Genomic DNA, 20,025 nt, shown 5'->3' on the forward strand with positions numbered 1-20,025 from the left:
TATTAGCTTTTTAAATCAATATTTTTATGTAAGATTAAAAAAACCAAGAGTAGAAATTTTATCGCTTTCATTGTCAATGACATCATTGAGATTAATATTCAATGTATTAGCCAATGCTGCCATATAAAATAAGTGATTACCAATTTCGTTGGTCAAAACTTCATGGCAGTTATCGCAGAGATCGCCTTTTAAGTGTGTACTCAGGTGTTTATGAAAATCTTCAATGGTAGCACTTTCAGGAATCACCTGTTTATCAGCATCTACTTGTAAACACCCGCAATTAGTTACGGACTTAATCACAGCTCGATTGACTCTTGCGTTAGATTCTTGGAATTTAGTAATATTGTCTAGAATACTTTTATGTCGTAAGAGTAATTGAGAGACTTGCTTTTGAAGATCTTGACAATTATTTTGAGTGCCCAATTTATGTCACCACACTTTCTGCATTATTAATGCTATAAAAAGTAATGTAACAACATTATAAAAATAAGTTTAACCTTTGTCAATGAACAGGCCCATTATAATGCAGTCAGTGTGTGACAATAATTGATGTAAGTTACTATTTGTGGCAAAGTAAAAATATTGACAGATGATTAGAGGGTTAAGCTTAATGGCTAAAATAAGATCAAATCAATCCCAAATCAGACTATGTGTTTGATTCCGAGAGATTTTGTGCTGTTGAAATAAGATTTTCTGATATTTCCGTCATTTCTTGAACGCTTGCAAGAATTTCCTGGGTGGAAGCAGCTTGACTTTCAGCTACATCACTGCTGGTTTGGATTTCACTATTCATTTCCTTGATATGATTTACAACCCTTGTTATAGTTTCTTCAACTTCTTGGATAGAATTACTACTGTCATCGGCTAATTTTTTCACTTCAGTGGCGACAACTCCAAAGCCTTTTCCTTTTTCGCCAACCCTTGCAGCTTCTATAGCGGCGTTCAAGCCAATTATTCTTGTTTGATTCGCTATTTTTTGTATAAACTCTAAAACTTCATTAATACTGTTAGCATCGGACTCAGCATCCTTAGCTCGTTTGCTTAAATCTTGTCCTAAATTTGCCAAGTTTTCTGCTCCTGTAGTAATTTCTTCCATGGAAGATTTTATTTGTTGGATATTGGAACTAAGAGTGTTAGCTACATCAGTCAATTGATCGGCTTGAGCCTTTAGATTTTCGTTCATTTGCTCCCTATCTTCTACAGTGTAGATCAAAAGATTGGCAGCTGATGGATCCATGATGCTGACTCCATGGGGAACTAGCTCTTTCAGTTGTTCATTTACTTTAGCCACTCCCGTCACATCAATAACTACATCTAAATCCGTGTTAATATAATCATTAAAATCCGAAATTGTTCTTATACCCATATCTTTTGCGAGAACAATGGCAGGTGCCTCTGTATTAATGTCACAGACCCAAAAGATATTAACATCATCTAAATCACGAAAAAGTTTTAGTAAAGACTCACCACCATTGCCACCGCCAACAATTCCTACATTCATTCAACCCCCCCCTAGGCTTAAATTAAGTCATTATTTAATTATCTATTATTAAAGGTGCTGTTATATTTAGTTAGTTGTTGTACTGTAAAATTTTCTATTGAGTGAATAAATTCAAATTTTACAGAATCAGCTTTTAACTTTAAATACAACCCTGTATTGCAACTACAAAAAACAATTCTATATTTAGTAAATATTTCCTCCTGATATATCAAAAGATTGTCGAAATGTCATAAAGTTAAGAAAATCACAAATTGTTTTTACTAGCCGCAAAAATAATTCTGTGTTATTATAAAACTTAAGGCAGAGTAGGGGTCTTGCGTTAAGTGCTGGAGGATGGAACGTTGCCTCCAGACGAAAGTCCTGGAAAGGACTTGCGATAAGATCTCGCGTTCGCTGCCACATTTTAAGAGAAAGCCCCCTTTCTCTTAGTGTGGCAGTAAGCCGCCACACAAAAGAGAAAGGAGGGAAAGAGTGTTTAAGAAAAAGTTTACCACAAGAGATCTGGTTTTTATGGCCTTGTTGATTGCCTTAAATGTAATCCTTACCCGTTATGGTTCACTAAGAATTAATTTCGGCGGTGTAGAAGCTGTTCGTATAGGTATAGGAGCTCTACCGGTTATTCTAACAGGGGTGTTTTTTGGGCCAATAGCTGGTGGTATAGTTGGTGGAATTGGAGATGTAGTAGGTTTTATGATGTTTCCCATGGGAGCATATATGCCCCACTTCACTTTAAGTGCTTTTTTAACAGGTTTTATACCAGGATTATTACTATATCAATGTGAGAAAGATAATTTAACATTTCCGAAATTAATTCTTGCAATAGGTGTTGGCCAAGTTGTGACCAGTCTACTTTTGACCCCATATTTTCAAAACACTTTATTTGGAATTCCCTTTGCAGTAACAATACCTGCTAGATTAATTAGCCAAGCCATTAATATTCCCTTGTACTCTCTTCTCATTAAGATGATTGCATTAAAATGGAATACAATCTTTGCTCATAATCATAGTTAAAAATAAGACAAGCGTAGCTAATACATAATTAGCTACGCTTGTCTTATTATATGATTATTTGTTGACAATAAAAAAGTCGTGTGATATACTATTTTAATTTGACTTACAAATGCCAATGTGTTATCATATTTTATATACTGGTGTTCTGAGAGGAGGATTCATGTGTTTAAAAAAGGGGATAAAGTGGTTTATCCCATGCATGGCGCGGGTGTTATTGAAGGGGTTGAAGAACGGGAAGTTTTAGGTAAAAAACACATGTATTATATTATGAAGATTCCTGTGGGAGATATGAAAGTTATGATTCCCAAAGAAAGAGTTGATGCTATAGGACTTAGAGAAATCGTTGATAAAAATAGTGTAAAAAAAGTTTTGGCTATTTTAAAAGCTGAGGAAACTAATGTAAATCACAACTGGAATCAAAGATACAGGGCTAACTTAGAAAAAATCAGGAGCGGTGATATTTACCAAGTCGCTGAAGTTATTAGGAACCTGGTATTTTTAGATGATGAGAAAGGTCTTTCAACAGGTGAAAAGAAAATGCTTGAAAATGCCAAGCAAATATTAGTTAGTGAATTAGTTCTTGCTAAGGATATTGAAGAAGAACAAGCTCATGAAATTATAAATGATACTTTATTAACAACTTCATAATCATATTAAAGTGATTAACAGGGGTATTATCATTTTAACCGCCAAAAAATTATCAAGTTAAAAAAGCTTATTCAAACAAACTTAACTGAATTTACTCGAAATATTGAAAGCTGATTAGTTTTTAGGGTATAATAACTAGACAAGGCAAAGGAGGTGAAATTTGAGTGATTCGTCGTACGGTTAGAATATTAATGACAATTATAGGCTTTGTGGCAGGCTATCAACTTTCCTATGGACTGACTACTCTAGACGCTGTAAGCGGAATGGACCTTGGTGAATCTACTGTCCTGGGGATAACATTATTAGGTGGAGCTGTTTTAGGACTGATATTTTATTTTATTGCCCCTATGATGATGGAACGAGTAATTCAGCTAACTAAATGGATAGAAAGAAAAATGCGTCCAATACCTACTAGAGACATTTTGCTGGGTTCCTTTGGTTTGTTGTTGGGTTTGTTACTTGGATATTTGATTAGTATTCCTATATACAGAATTCCTTGGGTTGGAATTTATCTGGCCCTGGCTGTTAATTTGTTCATGGGTTATTTGGGAATTATCCTTACTTTTAATCGCAAAGAAGAGTTATTAACTTTGATGACTTTTCTTAAGTCAGGTAAAAACGAATATTTTGCTAAGGAAGATCAGAAGAACAAGTCCACTATTAAGGTTCTTGACACTTCGGTGATCATTGATGGCCGAATCTACGATGTATGTAAAACTGGTTTTCTAGAGGGGACCATGATGATACCTGAGTTTGTGTTAGAAGAATTGCGTCACATAGCTGACTCTTCGGATCTACTTAAACGCAATCGTGGGAGAAGAGGCTTAGATATTTTAAATAAGATGCAAAAGGAAGACTCTATTGATGTAGAAATTTATGAAGGCGATGTGGATGAATCCGAAGTTGATAGCAAACTAGTGAAACTAGCCAAGGTGATGAGTGGTAAAGTTATCACCAATGACTATAACTTAAATAAAGTATCGGAATTACAAGGGGTGCCGGTTTTGAACATCAATGAACTGGCAAATGCAGTTAAACCTGTGGTATTGCCAGGCGAGGAAATGGCCGTCAAAGTTATAAAAGATGGCAAAGAAGCCGGCCAAGGTGTTGCTTATTTAGATGACGGAACTATGATAGTAGTTGATGGCGGAAAGAGACATATTGGAGAAAAATTGGAAGTTATGGTAACAAGTGTACTACAAACAGCTGCAGGAAGAATGATATTTGCAAAGCCTAAATATCAATTGGATAAAAGTCATGCATGAGGTGAAAAAGCTTGTGTAATTCAAACTTAAATGTTTCAGTGATTTTACCAGCAGGCGGTCAAGGGTCGAGAATGGGTCAGTCTATAAATAAACAGTACCTTAATTTGAGAGGTCAACCGATTTTGGCAAGAACATGGCGGGTGTTTACCCGCCTTCCTTGTGTTAAGGAAATTTTTTTAGTTGTAGCATCGGGAGAAGAAAGATTCTGTTGGGAAAATGTAGTCTACCCCTATAAAGATCTTGAAAATACTGTTAATATCCAGGTCCTTTCAGGGGGTAAAGAACGTCAAGACTCTGTTTATGAAGGATTGAAACGGGTTTCTGAAGAAAGCGACTATACAATAATTCATGATGGGGCTAGGCCTTTAATTACACAACAAAATATTGAAAACAGTCTGATTCAAGCTAAAGAGTCAGGTGCCTCTATTGTCGCGGTCCCTGTAAAAAATACTATTAAAAGCTTGCAGTACCCATTAAAAGTCAAGAGTTTAAGTAACGGAGATGAAGTTCCTAAAGTTAAAGAAACTCTTCCCAGAAATACCTTGATAGAAGTTCAAACTCCTCAAACCTTTAAATCTACTTTGATTAAAGATGCATATCAGTGGGCGCTTCGACAAAACATTACAGCTACAGACGATTCTTCTTTAGTAGAAAAAATGGGTCATCAGGTGTCTGTAGTTCAAGGAAGTTTTGAAAACATTAAAGTAACAACTCCAGAAGACCTGTTTATGGCAGAAGAGATATTGAAAAAACGGGAGGAGCAAATATGAGAATAGGACATGGAGTAGATGTACATAAATTGGTTAAAGGTGAAGACTTAGTTTTAGGTGGAGTTCAGATTCCATCAGACCTTGGCTTGAAAGGTCATTCCGATGCAGATGTGTTAATTCATGCAATTATGGATGCTATGTTAGGGTCACTGGCTCTAGGTGATATCGGTAAACACTTTCCAGATGACGACCCTCGCTATCATCAGATAGATAGCAAAGTATTACTTAAAAAAACTTATCAATTAATTACTTCTTATGGCTATCAGTTGATAAATTTAGATAGTACAATTATGGCAGAAAAACCAAAACTGGCACCATATATTGACGAAATGAGAATTACTATTAGTGATGTTTTAGATCTTTACCCTAGTCAGATTGGAATTAAAGCCACTACCTTTGAAAAATTGGGCTTCGTGGGTTCGGGTCAAGGTATTATGGCACAAGCAGTGGTGTTAATGGAAAGACTGTATTAAAGCCTGTTCATGGCTATTGTAGATAAATAGTAGCTTTGATATAATTTACAAGAACTGATTTGAATTGATAACACACATTAACATAGAAGTTTTTAAATTGATGGCTGCTGTATTAAAGTTGAATGTTGATAACTGAAATTTCAATTTCAAAACTAAACAGCGCCAAATTGAAAAAGAGGGGGAATACCAATTGACTAATAAAGCGAGGTTGCGATTTGCTCCAAGCCCTACTGGACAGATCCATATCGGCAACATTCGTACCGCATTATTTAACTGGTTGTACTCTAGACATATTGATGGAGAATTTATATTAAGAGTAGAAGATACTGATATGAACAGATCAGTTGAAGAATACGAACAGATAATCTTTAGAGCGTTAAGTTGGCTGGGATTAGATTGGGATGAAGGCCCCCAAAAAGGTGGAGATTTCGGTCCCTACAGACAGAGTGAGAGAAAAGATATTTATCACAAATATGCCAATAAATTATTAGAAGCTGGAAAGGCTTATTATTGCTACTGTACCGAAGAAGAGCTGGAAGAGATGAGAGAAGCTCAGAGGGCTAGAGGTGAAATGCCTAGATATAGCGGCAAATGTGCCGATCTCAGCTCCGAGGAACGAGCAGAATTAGAAAATGAAGGGCGTAAGTCAGTGATTAGATTTAAAGTTCCAGAAAATCAGACTATTCGTGTAAACGATCTGGTAAAAGGTGAAGTAGACTTTGAAAGTGATGGGATCGGAGATTTTATATTAATAAAAAGTGATGACATGGCTTCATATAATTTTGCATGTGTAGTTGATGATTACTTAATGAACATTACCCATGTTTTAAGGGGAGAAGATCACCTTTCCAATACTCCCAAACAAGTAATGATTTATGAGGCTCTGGGCTTTGAGACTCCTGAATTTGGACATTTATCTTTGATTTTAGGTCCTGATAAAGCAAAACTAAGTAAACGTCATGGTGACACCTTTATAGGGGAATATCGAGAAAAAGGTTATCTACCTGAAGCAATGGTAAACTTTTTAGCTTTATTAGGTTGGTCTCCGCCTGGAGAAGATGAACTTTTTACCCAAGATGAACTAATTAGATTATTTGATATAGGTAGAGTTTCGAAAAGTGCCGCAGTCTTTGATGTGGATAAATTAAATTGGATGAACTCACACTATATTAAAGAGGCGGATACAGAAAGATTGCTTAACCTTTCTAAAGAATATTTAATTAATTCCGACCTAGTGTCGCAAGAACAGTTAGAGCACGATTGGGAATGGTTCGTTTCTGCTGTGGATTTAGTCAAGGAAAAAATTGATATGCTATCGGAATTACCTCCACAGTTAAAAATCTTTTATGGAGACGATGTAGACCTTAAAGGTGAGGAAGTAGAATTTTTAGAGAAGGACCACGTTCCTGAATTACTTTCAGAAGTTATTAATCAATTTAATGATTTAGACTCCTTTGAGGATCCTAAAGCTATCAAGAAAGCAGTTAATAAAGCCGGTAAGCAGGTTGGTGTCAAAGGTAAGCAGCTTTTTATGCCTGTAAGAATTGCAGTGAGTGGACAAATGCACGGCCCTGAGCTTGATCAGCTAATTTCTTTATTGGGCCGAGAACGAGCGATTAATAGAGTGAATAGCACTCTTTCACAAATTCAAAGTTAAAATATTGACAAGAGGTATGTAATAGTTTATATTCATAAATAATAATTATTATTGACATAAAAACGAACTGAATCTAAGATAATTTTATGCGGAGGAATCAGTAGCTGGTCCTACAGAGAGATATCCCATGGGCTGAAAGGATATTGTTTCCAGCGAATTGCCCCTCCAAATGCTTTTTTGAAAGTGGGTTTTGCCATTAGTATGAAAAGCCGGTTAGAGACCGTTATCATGCCAAAGTTGACGCATTATGCGTAAACAGAGTGGAACCGCGGTAAAACCGTCTCTGTATAGTTTATCAGAGGCGGTTTTTTTGATAATCAAAAGTTTATAAAAAACTGTTACTTATAGCTTTTGGAATCACTTTGCGAAAAGATTCTCTATGTAAAGGATAAAACTCTGTAAAATTTTGGAAACACAGGATACAGTAATCCAAATTTGAAATTTTGCTCTTTTAAAACTAAATTAAGCAGCGTGTTTTTCTCTAGCTTTTATGAACTTGCTTTCGTTGTAGGGCTCTTTGTTTACCCACATAGCAAAGAGTATCCTAACCCAAATATTAGCTAGAGTCCTTACAGCTTCATGATGCTGTTTACCTTCTTTGCGCTTTTTGTAGTAATAGTCTTTGGCCCAGGGGATCCACCTTGTAGTTTGTAGAGCGAACTGATGTAAAGCGTTTCGAAAAGGCTTAATACAAGAGTGTCGCCTTTTTACAATACGCATTTTGCCACTTTGATGGAGTACTGGTGAAGTTCCCGCAAGGGCCTGTACCACCGAGGCGTCAGCATAACGGCTGCGATCGTCTCCCCACTCTGCCAGCAGCCTCGGTGCAATTCGCTTACCGGCACCTGGTATGCTGTCGAAAATTTTACTGTCAGAGTGGGACTTAAAAAGTTTCTCGATTTCCTTGTCGTACTCATCAATATGTTCTAATAAAGGCTCTAGCTGATCTAGGATAGTAAATAAAAACTTAGACTTGGCAGAACAAATGGCTCTGTTTCCTTCTAAATTAGGTTTTTGAAGCTTTGTGAAGATCTCATTAGCTTTAGACGTAGGGTTAGGATGTTTTTGCTTTTTTAAAAACTTAAAGATCTCATCTCTACTAGCTTTTCGAGCCTGTTTTGGAGTAGGATATTTCCTTAAAAAAGCTAGAGAAACAGGTAGAGTTATTTTAGAAAACAATTCAAGAGCAACAGGGTAATATTCTTTCAGGGTTGAAATCAGTCTATTTGTTAACCTAGCACTTTCTTGTATAAGAGCTTCTTGATCTCTGGTGAGTACTTTAAGTTCTTGGATGTGTTCAGAATCAGGCTCTAGCTTATGTAAGTCATGGAGCTCTGATCTACCCATATTAGCTAGTATTTTAGCATCAATAAAGTCAGTTTTAGCCCCAGAAGCTTTTCTTCTAGCATCAACTAGTTTGGGGTTAACAGAATAAACAGTGAAGTTATTTTCTAAAAGATATTGGGTTAAAAGTCCATGTTTAGTTTCAATTAAGCAATAGAAGTTTTCAGGATCGTCATCATGTTTTAATAGCTTGTTTTTTAGAGTTTCAAAACCATCTTTAGAATGTTGAATAGTGAAGTTATCTAGTTCTCTACCATCGCCACTCATGACCAGGATATCATGTTTTGTATCAGCCCAATCAATCCCAACAAAGTACATTCTAAGACCTCCTTAAGGTGATGGTATTTAGTAGCAGAGGTAAGCCTTGTCTAGCATCAGTGCTCGAGGCACAACTTCTCTATAGTCCGTAACTGCTACTTATGGTATCCGGGGAAGACAGTTCTTTTTTAAGTAGTCGTACTAACTAGGGGTGTTTGGTCTTTCCCCGGATGGCCACCTTTACTTTATTATTACGTGATCCAAGAGGGGCTTTCCTGCCCTTCTATAAATAACTATAACAGACAAGGGGTGTTATTATGATTCAAACAATCAAGAGTGATATCAGGGCAGTCTTTGAACGTGACCCTGCAGTCAAATCTTTATTAGAGATCCTCTTGTGTTATCCCGGTATTCATGCTATTTTACTACACAGAATGGCTCATTTTTTATATAATAAGAGAGGGTATTTAATTGCGCGATTCATATCTCAGATCAATAGATTGTTGACAGGTATAGAAATTCATCCAGGGGCGAAAATTGGAAAGAGTTTTTTCATTGATCATGGAATGGGAATTGTCATAGGCGAAACTGCTGAAATCGGTGATAACGTCACTTTATACCAAGGAGTCACCTTAGGAGGTACAGGTAAAGAAAAAGGTAAGCGACATCCTACTTTAAAGGATAACGTGGTAATAGGAGCTGGAGCCAAGGTGCTAGGACCAATTACCATTGAAGATAATGTAAAAATTGGGGCGGGTTCTGTAGTATTAGATCATGTACCTAACGATTCGACTGTGGTAGGAGTACCTGGAAGAATTGTGGTGAGAAAGGGGAAAAGACTCAATAATGTGGATCTGAATCATCACGAGCTTCCAGACCCTGTTGCTAGACAAATTGAATATTTGGAAAGAAAAATTGAAAAGTTGCGTTTTGAAATAGAAGATATCAAGAGAGGTGATCATGAAAATGAGCATAAAGCTCTTTAATACAATGAAAAAAAAGAAAGAGGAATTTGTCCCCAAACAAGAAGGAAAAGTTGATATGTATGTTTGTGGTCCAACAGTATATGATTATTTTCATGTCGGAAATGCCAGGGCATTTTTAATTTTCGATGTGGTACGCAGATATTTAGATTACAAAGGTTATCAAGTGACTTATGTTCAAAACATTACTGATATAGAAGACAAAATGATTAATAGAGCTAATGAAGACGGGATAACTGTTGCTGAGTTAGCAGAGAAATACACTAGTGAGTACTTTGATGATGCTCGTGCTATAGGTATTAAAGATGCAGACCATCATCCGAAAGCTACTGAGCATATAGCCGAAATTATTGAAATTATCCAGGATCTTCTGGATAAAGGTTATGCCTACCGTCAAGGAGGAGACGTTTACTTTGATACAGCAGCCTTTGACGATTACGGAAAATTATGCAGACAAGACCCTGAAGAGCTGGTGTCTGGTGCTAGAGTGGCAGTGGATGATCGTAAGAAAAATCCTGCAGACTTTGTTTTATGGAAAAGCAAAAAGGAAGGGGAACCGGCCTGGGACAGCCCCTTTGGTCAAGGTCGGCCAGGTTGGCATATAGAGTGTTCTGCTATGAGCATGAAATACTTGGATACGCCCCTGGATATCCATGCTGGGGGATCCGACTTAGTTTTCCCACACCACGAAAATGAAGTGGCTCAGAGTGAGGCCGCTACAGGACAAGACTTTTGCAAGTATTGGATGCATGTAGGTTATTTAGAGATTGATAACCGAAAAATGTCGAAATCTATGGGGAACTTTTTAACTGTTCGTGACTTTAGACAAAAGTATGATCCTCGTGTTTTAAGATTGTTTTTAATGAGTGCTCACTATAGAAGTCCTCTTAATTTTACCGATGAATTAATTGAACAGGCAAAAAGCAGCTTAGACAGATTGGATAACTTTTACAATAATCTTAAGTTTTATCTTGAAAAAAGTCGAGAACAAGAACTTACGGATAAAGAGCAAGATATTATGGAATATCTAAAACAAGCTAGAACAGAATTTGAAGCAGCTATGGATGATGATTTCAATACGGCCAGTGCACTGGCTGTTATATTTTCATTAGCAAAAGAAATTAACAGCTATATTGGAAATGGAGGAGAGAATGCCCTAGTTTTCAAAAACACTTATGACCTGTTGTTAGAATTTGATCAAGTTATGGGGCTCCTGCCAGAAACAGATGAAATATTACCGGAAGAAATAGAGCAAAAAATTCAAGAACGAGAGCAAGCTCGCAAACAAAAAGATTTTCAACGAGCAGACGCAATTAGAGATGAACTTCGTGACCGAGGAATTATTTTAGAGGATACTCCTGAAGGAGTGAGGTGGAAACGAACTTGAAAGCATTTGAAAAAACTATAGAACAAAAGACAAAAACGGGTCAATTTTCACCTCAAAGCTTAGCTTATTTAGGGGATGCTGTTTATGAGTTATATGTCAGGCTACAAAGTACTGCAACTCCGTATAATTCAGTGAGCAATCTACATGAAAATACTGTTAGACTAGTTTCTGCTCCCACCCAAGCTGTTTTGTTGGATAAAATCTATCCCAAACTAACCAAAGAAGAACAGGCAATAGTAAGAAGAGGCAAAAACGCCAAGGTTCATCAACCTCCTAAGGGTGTGAGGTATTACGAGTACCGTCTGGCAACGGGCTTTGAAGCTCTTGTTGGATATCTTTACCTAAAAGAAAGAGAAGATAGAATAGAAGAGCTGCTAATAAATGAAGTTAACAGGGAACTGTCAAATGAAGAATGTAAATAAAAACACCAAATATCTTTTAAAGGGGAGGAGTTGATATAATGAAAGTTATTGATCCACAAGTTCTAATACCAGAGAAAGAAATGGATGAAGCCAAATTGAAAAAAATCGAAAGATATGCCAGGGTTTGTTATAAATCCGAAGACAAAATGAAAGGGAATTATAATCAGAGCTTATTAGAGTTTTTGGTAGAACAGGGCCACGAATCAGTTATTGAACATGAAAAGGTTACTGTTATGATGATTATTGACAGGGGTTTATCCCATGAAATTGTGCGTCACCGCCTAGCTAGTTATAGTCAAGAATCCACAAGATACTGCAACTATCAAAAAGATAAGTTTGGAAATGAGATCACACTTATAAGACCGTATTTCTATTCTCATAGAGATAAAGAGTATCAGTTGTGGGAATCAAGCTGTCAAGAAATAGAACAAAAGTACTTTGAATTACTTGAAACAGGTTCAACACCTCAGGAAGCCCGTTCAATTTTACCTAACTCACTTAAGACGGAAATTGTAGTTACTTTTAATATGAGGGAATGGAGACATTTCTTTAAATTAAGATGTGATAAGGCGGCCCACCCACAAGCTAGGCAAATTGCTATTCCTGTGTTAAAAGAGTTTAAAAATAAATTCCCTGTCCTGTTTCAGGATATAGACTATGATAAATCTTTTGATCAAGAACATTATGCTAGTGTAATATATACTGATGAAATGTTTCAACCTTTAAAGTAAAGATTGTGAAATTTTTGTGCTAGACAAATGTTTGCCTGTTTTCAAAACAGTTTGTCAATGGCTTGTTATAACTTTAAATACTACGATTAACAGTAATTTTGGATAGCAATTTTGGTAATATGGCTACTATTAAAGTGAAAACAGGCAAACATATTTATATATGTCAAGAGTAAAAGGAGTGCTATAGGAAATGCGGACTGACAGCCTTGTACCCGGGAAAAATCCAGTGGTTGAAGCCATAAGAGGAAATAGGAAAGTTTTTCGTATCTATATTTCTAAAGATTCTAACAAAAATTTTCAGGATGAGATGCTAAAATTGGCTCAACAGCATAATATTAATTTAGATAAGGTTCCATTAGACCGATTGGATAAAATGGTGCCTACTACTGAACATCAAGGGATAGTTGCAGAAACCGAACCCTTTAAGTACTCCCAGTTAGACACAGTTCTTAAAGGATTTGATTATAATAATCAAAAACCACTCACCTTATTGATTTTAGACCATTTGACAGATCCTCAAAACTTTGGCGCTATTATCAGAACGGCTGATGCGGTGGGAGTGGATGGAGTAATTATTCCGAAACGTAGAAGCGTAGATGTTAACCCAACCGTGATGAAAGCATCCAGTGGTGCAGCTGAACATGTTCCTATAATAAAGGTATCAAATTTAAGACAAACTATTTCAAAATTAAAAGAGCAATGGATCTGGATTTTGGGAACTGATATAGATGGTGATAGAGGAATTTTCGAAGAAAATTATAATATTCCCCTGGCCCTTGTGGTGGGAAACGAAGCCAGTGGTATGAGTCCATTGGTAAAGAAAGAATGTGATTTTATAGCCAATATTCCTATGATTGGCCGGGTGAATTCCCTTAATGCAAGTGTAGCAACAGCTGTAGTGCTTTATGAAATATACCGCCAAAAAACTAATTAGTGAAGCATGAGCCAGATCGGAGTGATATCTAAATGACAGATTATTTAATTGTAGACGGTTATAATATTATTAATGCTTGGGACCATTTAAAAAAATCTGCCGAAGAAAATTTAGAAATTAGTCGAATTGAACTAATAGACGAATTATCCGAGTACAAAGGGATTTTGTGGGGAAAGATCGTTGTGGTTTTCGATGCCCACTCAGCCAAGCAAAAAAACCGCCATACTGAACAAATCAATGGAATTTTGGTTATATACACTAAGGAAGGGGAAACGGCTGATAGTTTGATTGAGGCTTTAGTGTATGATTTGGTCGATAAAGGCAATGTTGATGTAGCCACCTCCGACTGGCAAGAACAACGTGTAATTATGGGGAAAGGTGCTGTCCGACTTTCGGCTCGTGATTTAAAAAAGCTCATTAGGGAGACTAAGGAAAAAATACGTAAAAATTTCATTGAAAAAGAAGAAGGTAAACGAAATACTCTCGATAATCTCCTCGATCAGCAAGTTAAAGAGAAACTCAATATTCTTCGACATAAAAAGTGAAAGTTCCTTCTTTAGCTTGACGGTATATTTTAATATGCGGTATAATATGTTTATGCATAGGGGGGCTTGTTTCCCGTAGAAAACTAAAGCGGAGGCGATTCATGTGAGTCAAAGTGCCCAAGATATTTTTGAAAAGTATGATCTCAATAGTGACGAAGAAGTTGCTAAAAGAGCCCGCGAGGGATGTCATGAGGCTCTTGAATTTTTGATTGGGAAATATAAAAATTTTGTTAGAGCTAAGGCGAGGTCATACTTTTTAATAGGAGCTGACCGAGAAGATATTATTCAAGAAGGTATGATTGGCCTTTATAAAGCTATCAGGGACTTTCGCGGGGACAAGCTGTCATCTTTTAAGGCATTTGCCGAGTTATGTATTACAAGACAGATAATTACAGCAATCAAAACGGCAACCAGGCAAAAACACATCCCCTTAAACTCTTATGTTTCCTTAGATAAACCAATTTACGATGAGGATTCTGATAGGACTTTACTAGATGTCATTTCAGGTGTTAGAATTACCGATCCTGAATATTTGATGGTTAATAGGGAAGAATACAATGATATCGAGCTAAAGATGACTGAAATCCTGAGTAGCTTAGAATGGAAGGTGTTGATGCTGTACTTGGAAGGCAAAAGTTATCAGGAAATAGCCCAGGAATTAGATAGGCATGTTAAATCTATCGACAATGCATTACAGAGAGTAAAAAGAAAACTAGAGAGATATCTAAATATTAGAAGTGAATAGCAACGACTCTATCAAATATCAAGTAAGGCATTTTGCAATTCTAATCAGCTAAAATAAAATCATAAAACTTTTTAACAATAAGGGTTGACTTTTGCAGGGAGTCTGATGTATAATTACACATGCTTAACAGGGCGCAGTGCAGTATCGCTGCGTTTACAAAAGCTCTATACGGAGAGGTACCCGAGTCTGGCCAAAGGGGGCAGACTGTAAATCTGCTGGCGCAAGCCTTCGGAGGTTCGAATCCTCCCCTCTCCACCAATTATGTAAAGATGACCGAGCGGGCGTAGCTCAGTGGTAGAGCCCTGGCCTTCCAAGCCAGTCGCGTGGGTTCGATTCCCATCGCCCGCTCCAGTTTCACCAATAATCGACGCGGGGTGGAGCAGTTTGGTAGCTCGTCGGGCTCATAACCCGGAGGTCGCAGGTTCAAATCCTGCCCCCGCAACCAAGATTTAAATTTAAGCGAGCTCACGTAGCTCAGCTAGGTTAGAGCGCATCCTTGGTAAGGATGAGGCCACCGGTTCAAATCCGGTCGTGAGCTCCATTATGGCGGCGTAGCTCAGTTGGCTAGAGCATGCGGTTCATACCCGCAGAGTCCGGGGTTCAAATCCCTGCGCCGCCACCATTACTTTAAATATGTTTTTATACATATTTTTTTTGTTTTACTGTCTAAACTATTATAATATTAAACTGCAAATTTCAGTTTTGATTTTTTTATAGCTATCAATTATAATTATATGCAGTAATGTTTATTTCGATTGGACATGTTCAGAAAATTAAAATGTTTTGCATTAAACTGGAAGAAATAAGTGAAAGCTAGTAAAAGATATGGAAGTGAATAAAAGTGAATAAAAAATTTAAGTAAGGAGGAGTAAGCCATGGCAAAGGAGAAGTTTGAGAGGACGAAACCGCATGTCAACATAGGTACGATAGGTCACGTAGACCACGGGAAGACAACGTTGACAGCAGCGATGACTACTTGCTTATCCACAGCAGGTGGTGCAGAAAAGATGGAATACGACAGTATTGATCGAGCGCCTGAAGAGAAAGAGAGAGGTATTACGATCAGTACAGCTCACGTAGAATATGAATCAGATAATCGTCACTATGCTCACGTAGACTGTCCAGGACACGCAGACTATGTAAAGAACATGATCACCGGAGCAGCTCAGATGGACGGTTCAATCATGGTAGTAAGTGCAGCAGATGGTCCAATGCCACAGACGAGAGAGCACATTTTGTTGAGTCGTCAGGTAGGGGTTCCTCATATAGTAGTATTTTTAAACAAAGCAGATATGGTAGATGACGAAGAGCTACTAGAGCTAGTAGAGATGGAAGTAAGGGACTTGTTGAACGAATATGACTTCCCAGGAGACGACACACCTGTAGTAACAGGTTCAGCTTTAAAAGCAATAGAGTGTGGTTGTGGAGACAGAGAGTGTGAAAACTGTGGACCGATTTGGGAACTAGTAGATGCCATTGATGACTACATTCCAACCCCAGATCGTGATGTAGATAAGCCATTCTTGATGCCAGTAGAGGACGTATTCAGCATAACAGGTAGAGGTACAGTAGCGACAGGAAGAGTAGAGCGAGGAAATATCAATGTACAAGACGAAGTAGAAATTGTAGGTATGGCAGATCGTCCTAAGAAGACAGTAGTCACAGGGGTAGAGATGTTCAGAAAGTCAATGGACTATGGTGAAGCAGGAGACAACATTGGAGCCTTGCTACGAGGAGTTGACCGAGAAGAGATCGAAAGAGGTCAAGTTCTAGCCAAGCCAGGCAGCATCAATCCTCATACCAAGTTTAAAGCAGAGGTATATGTACTGAAGAAAGAAGAGGGAGGTCGTCATACTCCATTCTTCCAAGGATACAGACCTCAGTTCTACTTCAGAACAACAGACGTAACCGGGGTTATTGAGTTACCAGAAGGAGTAGAGATGGTAATGCCTGGTGACAACGTACAGATGGAAATCAACTTGATTACGCCTATAGCTATAGAAGAAGGATTGAGATTCGCTATTCGTGAAGGTGGCAAAACAGTAGGTGCTGGTGTTGTTACTGGCATCATTGAGTAGGGAGTAGCATAGCCAGGGCTTAGTCCCTGGCTTTTTTGATACATTTTTATATATAATTTAAGATGTTGACATTGACTATATGTTGTGATAGATTTTTAGAAGTGACAAATTGACTGAGACGAGTGCACAAGCGGGAGGTGCGAAAAAATGCGGGAAAAAATCACTCTTGAATGCACAGAATGCAAACAGAGGAATTACAAAAGTTTTAAAAATAAACAAAACGACAGAGATAGAATTGAACTCAAGAAATATTGTAAATTTTGTAACAGACACACTTTACACAAAGAAAGTAAGTAACAAAGAAAGTAAGTACAAAGAAAGTGCTTGACTAACTAACAATTAACAAAAGAGTATAGTAATTTGAAATTAAGTGAAAACTTCACTTTAAAAGGTGGGTAAGGTATGGGCTTAATTCGCAAGGCGCTTAAATTTTTAAGAGAGACGAAGATAGAATTGAAAAAAGTCAATTGGCCTAATAGGCAACAGTTAATAACTTATACAGGCGTTGTACTGATGACTGTTGCTATAGTTGGAGTTTATTTCTGGATTCTTGACACTGCCTTTATAGGTATTATCCAATTGATGATTCAATAAACTTATAACAGGAGGGAAAGGATCTCGTAGATCCTCGAGGTATTATGGAAAAACAATGGTTTGTGGTTCATACTTATTCGGGTTATGAAAACAAAGTAAAAACGAACCTGGAAAAACGCGTGGCTTCTATGGGTATGGATGATAAGATCTTTCGTATTGTTGTGCCTACTGAAACGCAGATAAATATTAAAGATGGGCGTCGACAAGAGAAAGAAAAGAAGGTTTTTCCGGGATATGTGATAGTAGAAATGGTTATGGATGAAGATTCCTGGTATGTAGTGAGGAACACTCCAGGAGTCACAGGTTTCGTGGGTTCAGGAGCCAAACCTGTTCCCCTTAATGAAGATGAAGTAGCTAGTATTATGAAGCAAATGGGTTATGAAGAGCCCAAAAAAGAAGTTGATTTGGAAGCTGGCCAAGAAGTTAAAATCCTAGAAGGTCCTTTTGAGAATTTCAGTGGACAAATCGAAGAAGTATATCCGGACAAGGAAAAAGTTAAAGTCACTGTTTCCATGTTTGGGAGAGAAACTCCTGTTGAATTGGATTTTGAACAAGTTGAAAAAGTGTAACAGTTATATGTGTATATAGTTAAGTTGACTTATTTAGAATTTTTAGTTTAAGTTTTGAAATAGGAGGTGTGGATAATGGCCAAAAAAGTTGCTCAGGTTATTAAGCTTCAGATTCCAGCCGGCAAAGCAACGCCTGCTCCCCCTGTTGGCCCCGCTTTAGGCCAGCATGGTGTCAATATAATGTCATTTTGTAAAGAATTTAATGAACAAACTGCTAATCAAGAAGGCATGCTAATACCGGTGGAAATCACTGTATATGAAGACCGATCTTTTACCTTTATCACTAAAACGCCACCAGCTGCTGTATTGTTGAAAAAGGCTGCTGGGATTGACAAAGCCAGTGGTGAACCTAACAAAAATAAGGTTGCAACTGTAGGTAAAGATAAAGTGAAAGAGATTGCTGAGCTGAAGATGCAAGATATGAATGCTTCTGACTTGGACGCAGCCATGAAAATGGTTGAAGGTACTGCCAGAAGCATGGGTATTATTGTTGAAGGATAAGTAAAAGCGAGCTCATAATCTTGCGAGCTAATAATTTTGATCATATAAAATTTTTTGATCTTTTTAATCCAAGACGAGTTTAAATATGTGGGAGGGAATTTCCCGCTAAACCACAAGGAGGTATTACAATGGCAAAAGCAAAAAGCAAAAAATATTTAGAAGCACTTGAGAAAATTGACAGGGAAAAGCTTTATGACCCAGAAGAAGCCCTTGAACTTGTTAAAGAAACAGGAGTAGCCAATTTTGATGAAACTGTGGAAGTTGCATGTAGGCTCGGTGTTAATCCTAAATACAACGATCAACAAGTAAGAGGGGCATTAGTTTTGCCTAATGGAACAGGTAAAACCGCCAAAGTAGTTGTATTTGCCAAGGGTGATAAAGCTAAAGAGGCAGAAGATGCAGGTGCAGATATAGTTGGAGCAGAAGAGTTAGTAAACAAAATCGAAGGAGGATTCCTTGATTTTGATGTAGCTATTGCTACTCCAGACATGATGAGCATGGTAGGGAAACTAGGTCGTGTACTAGGACCTAAAGGTTTGATGCCTAACCCCAAGGCTGGAACTGTTACCAATGATATTAGTAAAGCTGTTGAAGAAGCTAAAGCAGGTAAAGTTGAATTCCGTGTTGATAGATCAGGAAACGTGCACGTTCCAATAGGGAAAGAGTCTTTCGAAGCAGATAAATTGAAGGAGAACTTTGATGCTTTGATGGATGCTATTTTGAAGGCACGCCCTGCGGCAGCAAAAGGACAGTATTTAAGAGGGGTGGCTGTTTCTACAACCATGGGACCCGGTATAAAAATCAATAATCAAAAAGTGACTCAGAAGTAGTTGCAATTTGTACCCCTGTGTGTTAGTATGTCTGTGATTAAACAATAGCATAAAATCCGTCTGCTAACCGTAGACAGTAGGTGCCTTTACAGGCTTAATAACCTACCGAGGTTAGAGAGCGACATGGGTGAAATGTATTCAATATTAGCTTATACTTAAGCTAAACTATGTCTATTCGCCTGTAAGGTCTCTACCTGTCTCGGTTGAGACCTTTTTTTGTTTTAAAGTAGCGTGGGAGGTGAAAACTTTGAAAAAGACTCGCCAGGAAAAAGAACGCATGGTTGAAGAATTAACGGAAAAGCTATCCCAGGCCGAAAGTGCTGTACTAGTTGATTATCGAGGCCTAGATGTAGCTCAAATGAATGAACTGCGAAGACAGCTAGGAGATTCAAATGTGGATTTTAAAGTTGTTAAAAACACTTTAACAAGCATTGCTGCTGAAAATGCCGGAATTGATGAAATAAATCAATACCTAGAAGGTCCAGTGGGGATAGCCTTTGGTTATGATGACCCTGTTGTACCAGCTAAAATTCTAAATGATTTCTCTAAGGAAAATGAGGAATTAGAATTTAAAGCTGCAATTTTGGGCGAAAGTGTAGTTGGAGAAGAAAAAGTAAAGAATTTAGCCAAGCTTCCAAGCCGGGAAGAACTACTTGGAAAAGTGGCAGGCACTTTCCAAGCTCCTATCGCTGGATTTGCTGGTGCTTGTCAAGGTATTATCAGAAAGTTTGTCTATGCTGTTGATGCAGTTAGACAAGAGAAAGAGGATGCAAGCTAGA

Annotated in this window: 23 protein-coding genes, 5 tRNA genes, 1 riboswitch and 1 other annotated feature; of the genes, 25 read left to right on the forward strand and 3 right to left on the reverse strand. The window is 37.6% G+C overall.

Translation table 11 applies throughout. From position 1 onward, the window contains the following. Positions 1–24 precede the first annotated feature (24 nt). Together NTHER_RS00900 and NTHER_RS00905 are read right to left on the reverse strand one after the other, a co-directional pair. Entirely contained in the window at positions 25–423 is a 399-nt protein-coding gene (locus NTHER_RS00900; protein WP_012446651.1) for a nucleoside triphosphate pyrophosphohydrolase family protein, read from the reverse strand. Positions 424–646: 223 nt separating this feature from the next. Then, positions 647–1,501: a methyl-accepting chemotaxis protein gene (locus tag NTHER_RS00905; RefSeq protein ID WP_012446652.1), complete on the reverse strand. Its 855-nt coding sequence runs from the start codon at positions 1,499–1,501 to the stop codon at positions 647–649. A 299-nt stretch (positions 1,502–1,800) separates the two neighbouring features. Continuing rightward, a riboswitch (THF riboswitch) is annotated at positions 1,801–1,899 on the forward strand. Between the two features lie 73 nt (positions 1,900–1,972). Here NTHER_RS00905 and NTHER_RS00915 point away from each other — a divergent pair. From NTHER_RS00915 to gltX, 6 genes are all read left to right on the forward strand, one after another. Continuing rightward, positions 1,973–2,512 (forward strand): folate family ECF transporter S component, encoded by a 540-nt coding sequence (locus NTHER_RS00915; RefSeq protein WP_012446653.1) that lies wholly within the window; start codon positions 1,973–1,975, stop codon positions 2,510–2,512. A 162-nt stretch (positions 2,513–2,674) separates the two neighbouring features. Continuing rightward, positions 2,675–3,160 (forward strand): CarD family transcriptional regulator, encoded by a 486-nt coding sequence (locus NTHER_RS00920; protein ID WP_012446654.1) that lies wholly within the window; start codon positions 2,675–2,677, stop codon positions 3,158–3,160. A gap of 164 nt (positions 3,161–3,324) precedes the next feature. Beyond that, entirely contained in the window at positions 3,325–4,425 is a 1,101-nt protein-coding gene (locus NTHER_RS00925) for a PIN/TRAM domain-containing protein (RefSeq protein ID WP_012446655.1), read from the forward strand. An 11-nt stretch (positions 4,426–4,436) separates the two neighbouring features. Then, positions 4,437–5,195 (forward strand): 2-C-methyl-D-erythritol 4-phosphate cytidylyltransferase, encoded by a 759-nt coding sequence (ispD, locus tag NTHER_RS00930; protein WP_012446656.1) that lies wholly within the window; start codon positions 4,437–4,439, stop codon positions 5,193–5,195. Then, a complete protein-coding gene (gene ispF, locus NTHER_RS00935) occupies positions 5,192–5,668 on the forward strand; it encodes a 2-C-methyl-D-erythritol 2,4-cyclodiphosphate synthase (RefSeq protein WP_012446657.1) in 477 nt (158 codons plus the stop codon). Before ispD ends, ispF begins: the two co-directional genes overlap by 4 nt. Positions 5,669–5,858: 190 nt before the next feature. Further along, positions 5,859–7,325 carry a glutamate--tRNA ligase gene (gene gltX, locus NTHER_RS00940; RefSeq protein ID WP_012446658.1) on the forward strand — a complete coding sequence of 489 codons (1,467 nt, stop codon included), beginning with the start codon at positions 5,859–5,861 and terminating at the stop codon, positions 7,323–7,325. 462 nt (positions 7,326–7,787) lie between these two features. Here the strand turns inward: gltX and NTHER_RS00945 are convergent, their stop codons facing one another. Next, a complete protein-coding gene (locus NTHER_RS00945) occupies positions 7,788–8,987 on the reverse strand; it encodes an IS110 family RNA-guided transposase (RefSeq protein WP_012446659.1) in 1,200 nt (399 codons plus the stop codon). Positions 8,988–9,244: 257 nt separating this feature from the next. Here NTHER_RS00945 and cysE point away from each other — a divergent pair, with 257 nt between their 5' ends. From cysE to rplJ, 19 genes are all read left to right on the forward strand, one after another. Continuing rightward, on the forward strand, positions 9,245–9,913 hold the full coding sequence (gene cysE, locus NTHER_RS00950; RefSeq protein WP_012446660.1) for a serine O-acetyltransferase: 669 nt from the start codon (positions 9,245–9,247) through the stop codon (positions 9,911–9,913). Beyond that, positions 9,900–11,297, forward strand: a complete 1,398-nt coding sequence (cysS, locus tag NTHER_RS00955) for a cysteine--tRNA ligase (RefSeq protein WP_041367276.1) — start codon at positions 9,900–9,902, stop codon at positions 11,295–11,297. The genes cysE and cysS overlap by 14 nt, the downstream gene beginning before the upstream one ends. Next, a complete protein-coding gene (locus NTHER_RS00960) occupies positions 11,294–11,719 on the forward strand; it encodes a Mini-ribonuclease 3 (protein WP_012446662.1) in 426 nt (141 codons plus the stop codon). The genes cysS and NTHER_RS00960 overlap by 4 nt, the downstream gene beginning before the upstream one ends. Before the next feature lie 38 nt (positions 11,720–11,757). Next, a complete protein-coding gene (gene thyX, locus NTHER_RS00965; protein WP_012446663.1) occupies positions 11,758–12,450 on the forward strand; it encodes an FAD-dependent thymidylate synthase in 693 nt (230 codons plus the stop codon). Positions 12,451–12,640: 190 nt separating this feature from the next. Next, complete coding sequence (gene rlmB / locus NTHER_RS00970; RefSeq protein ID WP_012446664.1) at positions 12,641–13,384, forward strand: 23S rRNA (guanosine(2251)-2'-O)-methyltransferase RlmB; 744 nt, start codon at positions 12,641–12,643, stop codon at positions 13,382–13,384. 32 nt (positions 13,385–13,416) lie between these two features. Continuing rightward, on the forward strand, positions 13,417–13,929 hold the full coding sequence (locus NTHER_RS00975) for an NYN domain-containing protein (protein ID WP_012446665.1): 513 nt from the start codon (positions 13,417–13,419) through the stop codon (positions 13,927–13,929). Positions 13,930–14,032: 103 nt separating this feature from the next. Continuing rightward, on the forward strand, positions 14,033–14,674 hold the full coding sequence (gene sigH / locus NTHER_RS00980) for an RNA polymerase sporulation sigma factor SigH (RefSeq protein WP_012446666.1): 642 nt from the start codon (positions 14,033–14,035) through the stop codon (positions 14,672–14,674). Positions 14,675–14,844: 170 nt separating this feature from the next. Further along, positions 14,845–14,932 (forward strand) — tRNA-Tyr (locus NTHER_RS00985). 19 nt (positions 14,933–14,951) lie between these two features. Beyond that, a tRNA-Gly gene (locus tag NTHER_RS00990) sits at positions 14,952–15,025 on the forward strand. 17 nt (positions 15,026–15,042) lie between these two features. Beyond that, a tRNA-Met gene (locus NTHER_RS00995) sits at positions 15,043–15,119 on the forward strand. An 18-nt stretch (positions 15,120–15,137) separates the two neighbouring features. Then, positions 15,138–15,215 (forward strand) — tRNA-Thr (locus tag NTHER_RS01000). Between the two features lie 4 nt (positions 15,216–15,219). After that, a tRNA-Met gene (locus tag NTHER_RS01005) sits at positions 15,220–15,296 on the forward strand. A 253-nt stretch (positions 15,297–15,549) separates the two neighbouring features. Continuing rightward, positions 15,550–16,752, forward strand: a complete 1,203-nt coding sequence (gene tuf / locus NTHER_RS01010) for an elongation factor Tu (protein ID WP_012446667.1) — start codon at positions 15,550–15,552, stop codon at positions 16,750–16,752. A gap of 147 nt (positions 16,753–16,899) precedes the next feature. After that, on the forward strand, positions 16,900–17,049 hold the full coding sequence (gene rpmG / locus NTHER_RS01015) for a 50S ribosomal protein L33 (protein WP_012446668.1): 150 nt from the start codon (positions 16,900–16,902) through the stop codon (positions 17,047–17,049). A gap of 105 nt (positions 17,050–17,154) precedes the next feature. Continuing rightward, a complete protein-coding gene (gene secE / locus NTHER_RS01020) occupies positions 17,155–17,346 on the forward strand; it encodes a preprotein translocase subunit SecE (RefSeq protein ID WP_012446669.1) in 192 nt (63 codons plus the stop codon). 44 nt (positions 17,347–17,390) lie between these two features. After that, positions 17,391–17,915 carry a transcription termination/antitermination protein NusG gene (gene nusG / locus NTHER_RS01025; protein WP_012446670.1) on the forward strand — a complete coding sequence of 175 codons (525 nt, stop codon included), beginning with the start codon at positions 17,391–17,393 and terminating at the stop codon, positions 17,913–17,915. Between the two features lie 75 nt (positions 17,916–17,990). After that, a complete protein-coding gene (gene rplK, locus NTHER_RS01030; RefSeq protein WP_012446671.1) occupies positions 17,991–18,416 on the forward strand; it encodes a 50S ribosomal protein L11 in 426 nt (141 codons plus the stop codon). Positions 18,417–18,544: 128 nt separating this feature from the next. Further along, positions 18,545–19,246: a 50S ribosomal protein L1 gene (gene rplA / locus NTHER_RS01035; protein ID WP_012446672.1), complete on the forward strand. Its 702-nt coding sequence runs from the start codon at positions 18,545–18,547 to the stop codon at positions 19,244–19,246. A 49-nt stretch (positions 19,247–19,295) separates the two neighbouring features. Further along, positions 19,296–19,472, forward strand: a sequence feature (ribosomal protein L10 leader region). Between the two features lie 12 nt (positions 19,473–19,484). Beyond that, positions 19,485–20,024 (forward strand): 50S ribosomal protein L10, encoded by a 540-nt coding sequence (gene rplJ, locus NTHER_RS01040; protein WP_238526104.1) that lies wholly within the window; start codon positions 19,485–19,487, stop codon positions 20,022–20,024. Position 20,025: the final 1 nt, after the last annotated feature.

The sequence above is a fragment of the Natranaerobius thermophilus JW/NM-WN-LF genome (assembly GCF_000020005.1).
Lineage (GTDB): Bacteria > Bacillota > Natranaerobiia > Natranaerobiales > Natranaerobiaceae > Natranaerobius > Natranaerobius thermophilus.

Bases quoted from the DNA above. Each gene is read 5' to 3' on its own strand.
- NTHER_RS00905 (WP_012446652.1), bottom strand. From the start codon at position 1,501: ATGAATGTAGGAATTGTTGGCGGTGGCAATGGTGGTGAGTCTTTACTA.
- ispF (WP_012446657.1), top strand. From the start codon at position 5,192: ATGAGAATAGGACATGGAGTAGATGTACATAAATTGGTTAAAGGTGAA.
- NTHER_RS00945 (WP_012446659.1), bottom strand. From the start codon at position 8,987: ATGTACTTTGTTGGGATTGATTGGGCTGATACAAAACATGATATCCTG.
- cysE (WP_012446660.1), top strand. From the start codon at position 9,245: ATGATTCAAACAATCAAGAGTGATATCAGGGCAGTCTTTGAACGTGAC.
- thyX (WP_012446663.1), top strand. From the start codon at position 11,758: ATGAAAGTTATTGATCCACAAGTTCTAATACCAGAGAAAGAAATGGAT.
- rlmB (WP_012446664.1), top strand. From the start codon at position 12,641: ATGCGGACTGACAGCCTTGTACCCGGGAAAAATCCAGTGGTTGAAGCC.
- NTHER_RS00975 (WP_012446665.1), top strand. From the start codon at position 13,417: ATGACAGATTATTTAATTGTAGACGGTTATAATATTATTAATGCTTGG.
- tuf (WP_012446667.1), top strand. From the start codon at position 15,550: ATGGCAAAGGAGAAGTTTGAGAGGACGAAACCGCATGTCAACATAGGT.
- rpmG (WP_012446668.1), top strand. From the start codon at position 16,900: ATGCGGGAAAAAATCACTCTTGAATGCACAGAATGCAAACAGAGGAAT.
- secE (WP_012446669.1), top strand. From the start codon at position 17,155: ATGGGCTTAATTCGCAAGGCGCTTAAATTTTTAAGAGAGACGAAGATA.
- nusG (WP_012446670.1), top strand. From the start codon at position 17,391: ATGGAAAAACAATGGTTTGTGGTTCATACTTATTCGGGTTATGAAAAC.
- rplK (WP_012446671.1), top strand. From the start codon at position 17,991: ATGGCCAAAAAAGTTGCTCAGGTTATTAAGCTTCAGATTCCAGCCGGC.
- rplA (WP_012446672.1), top strand. From the start codon at position 18,545: ATGGCAAAAGCAAAAAGCAAAAAATATTTAGAAGCACTTGAGAAAATT.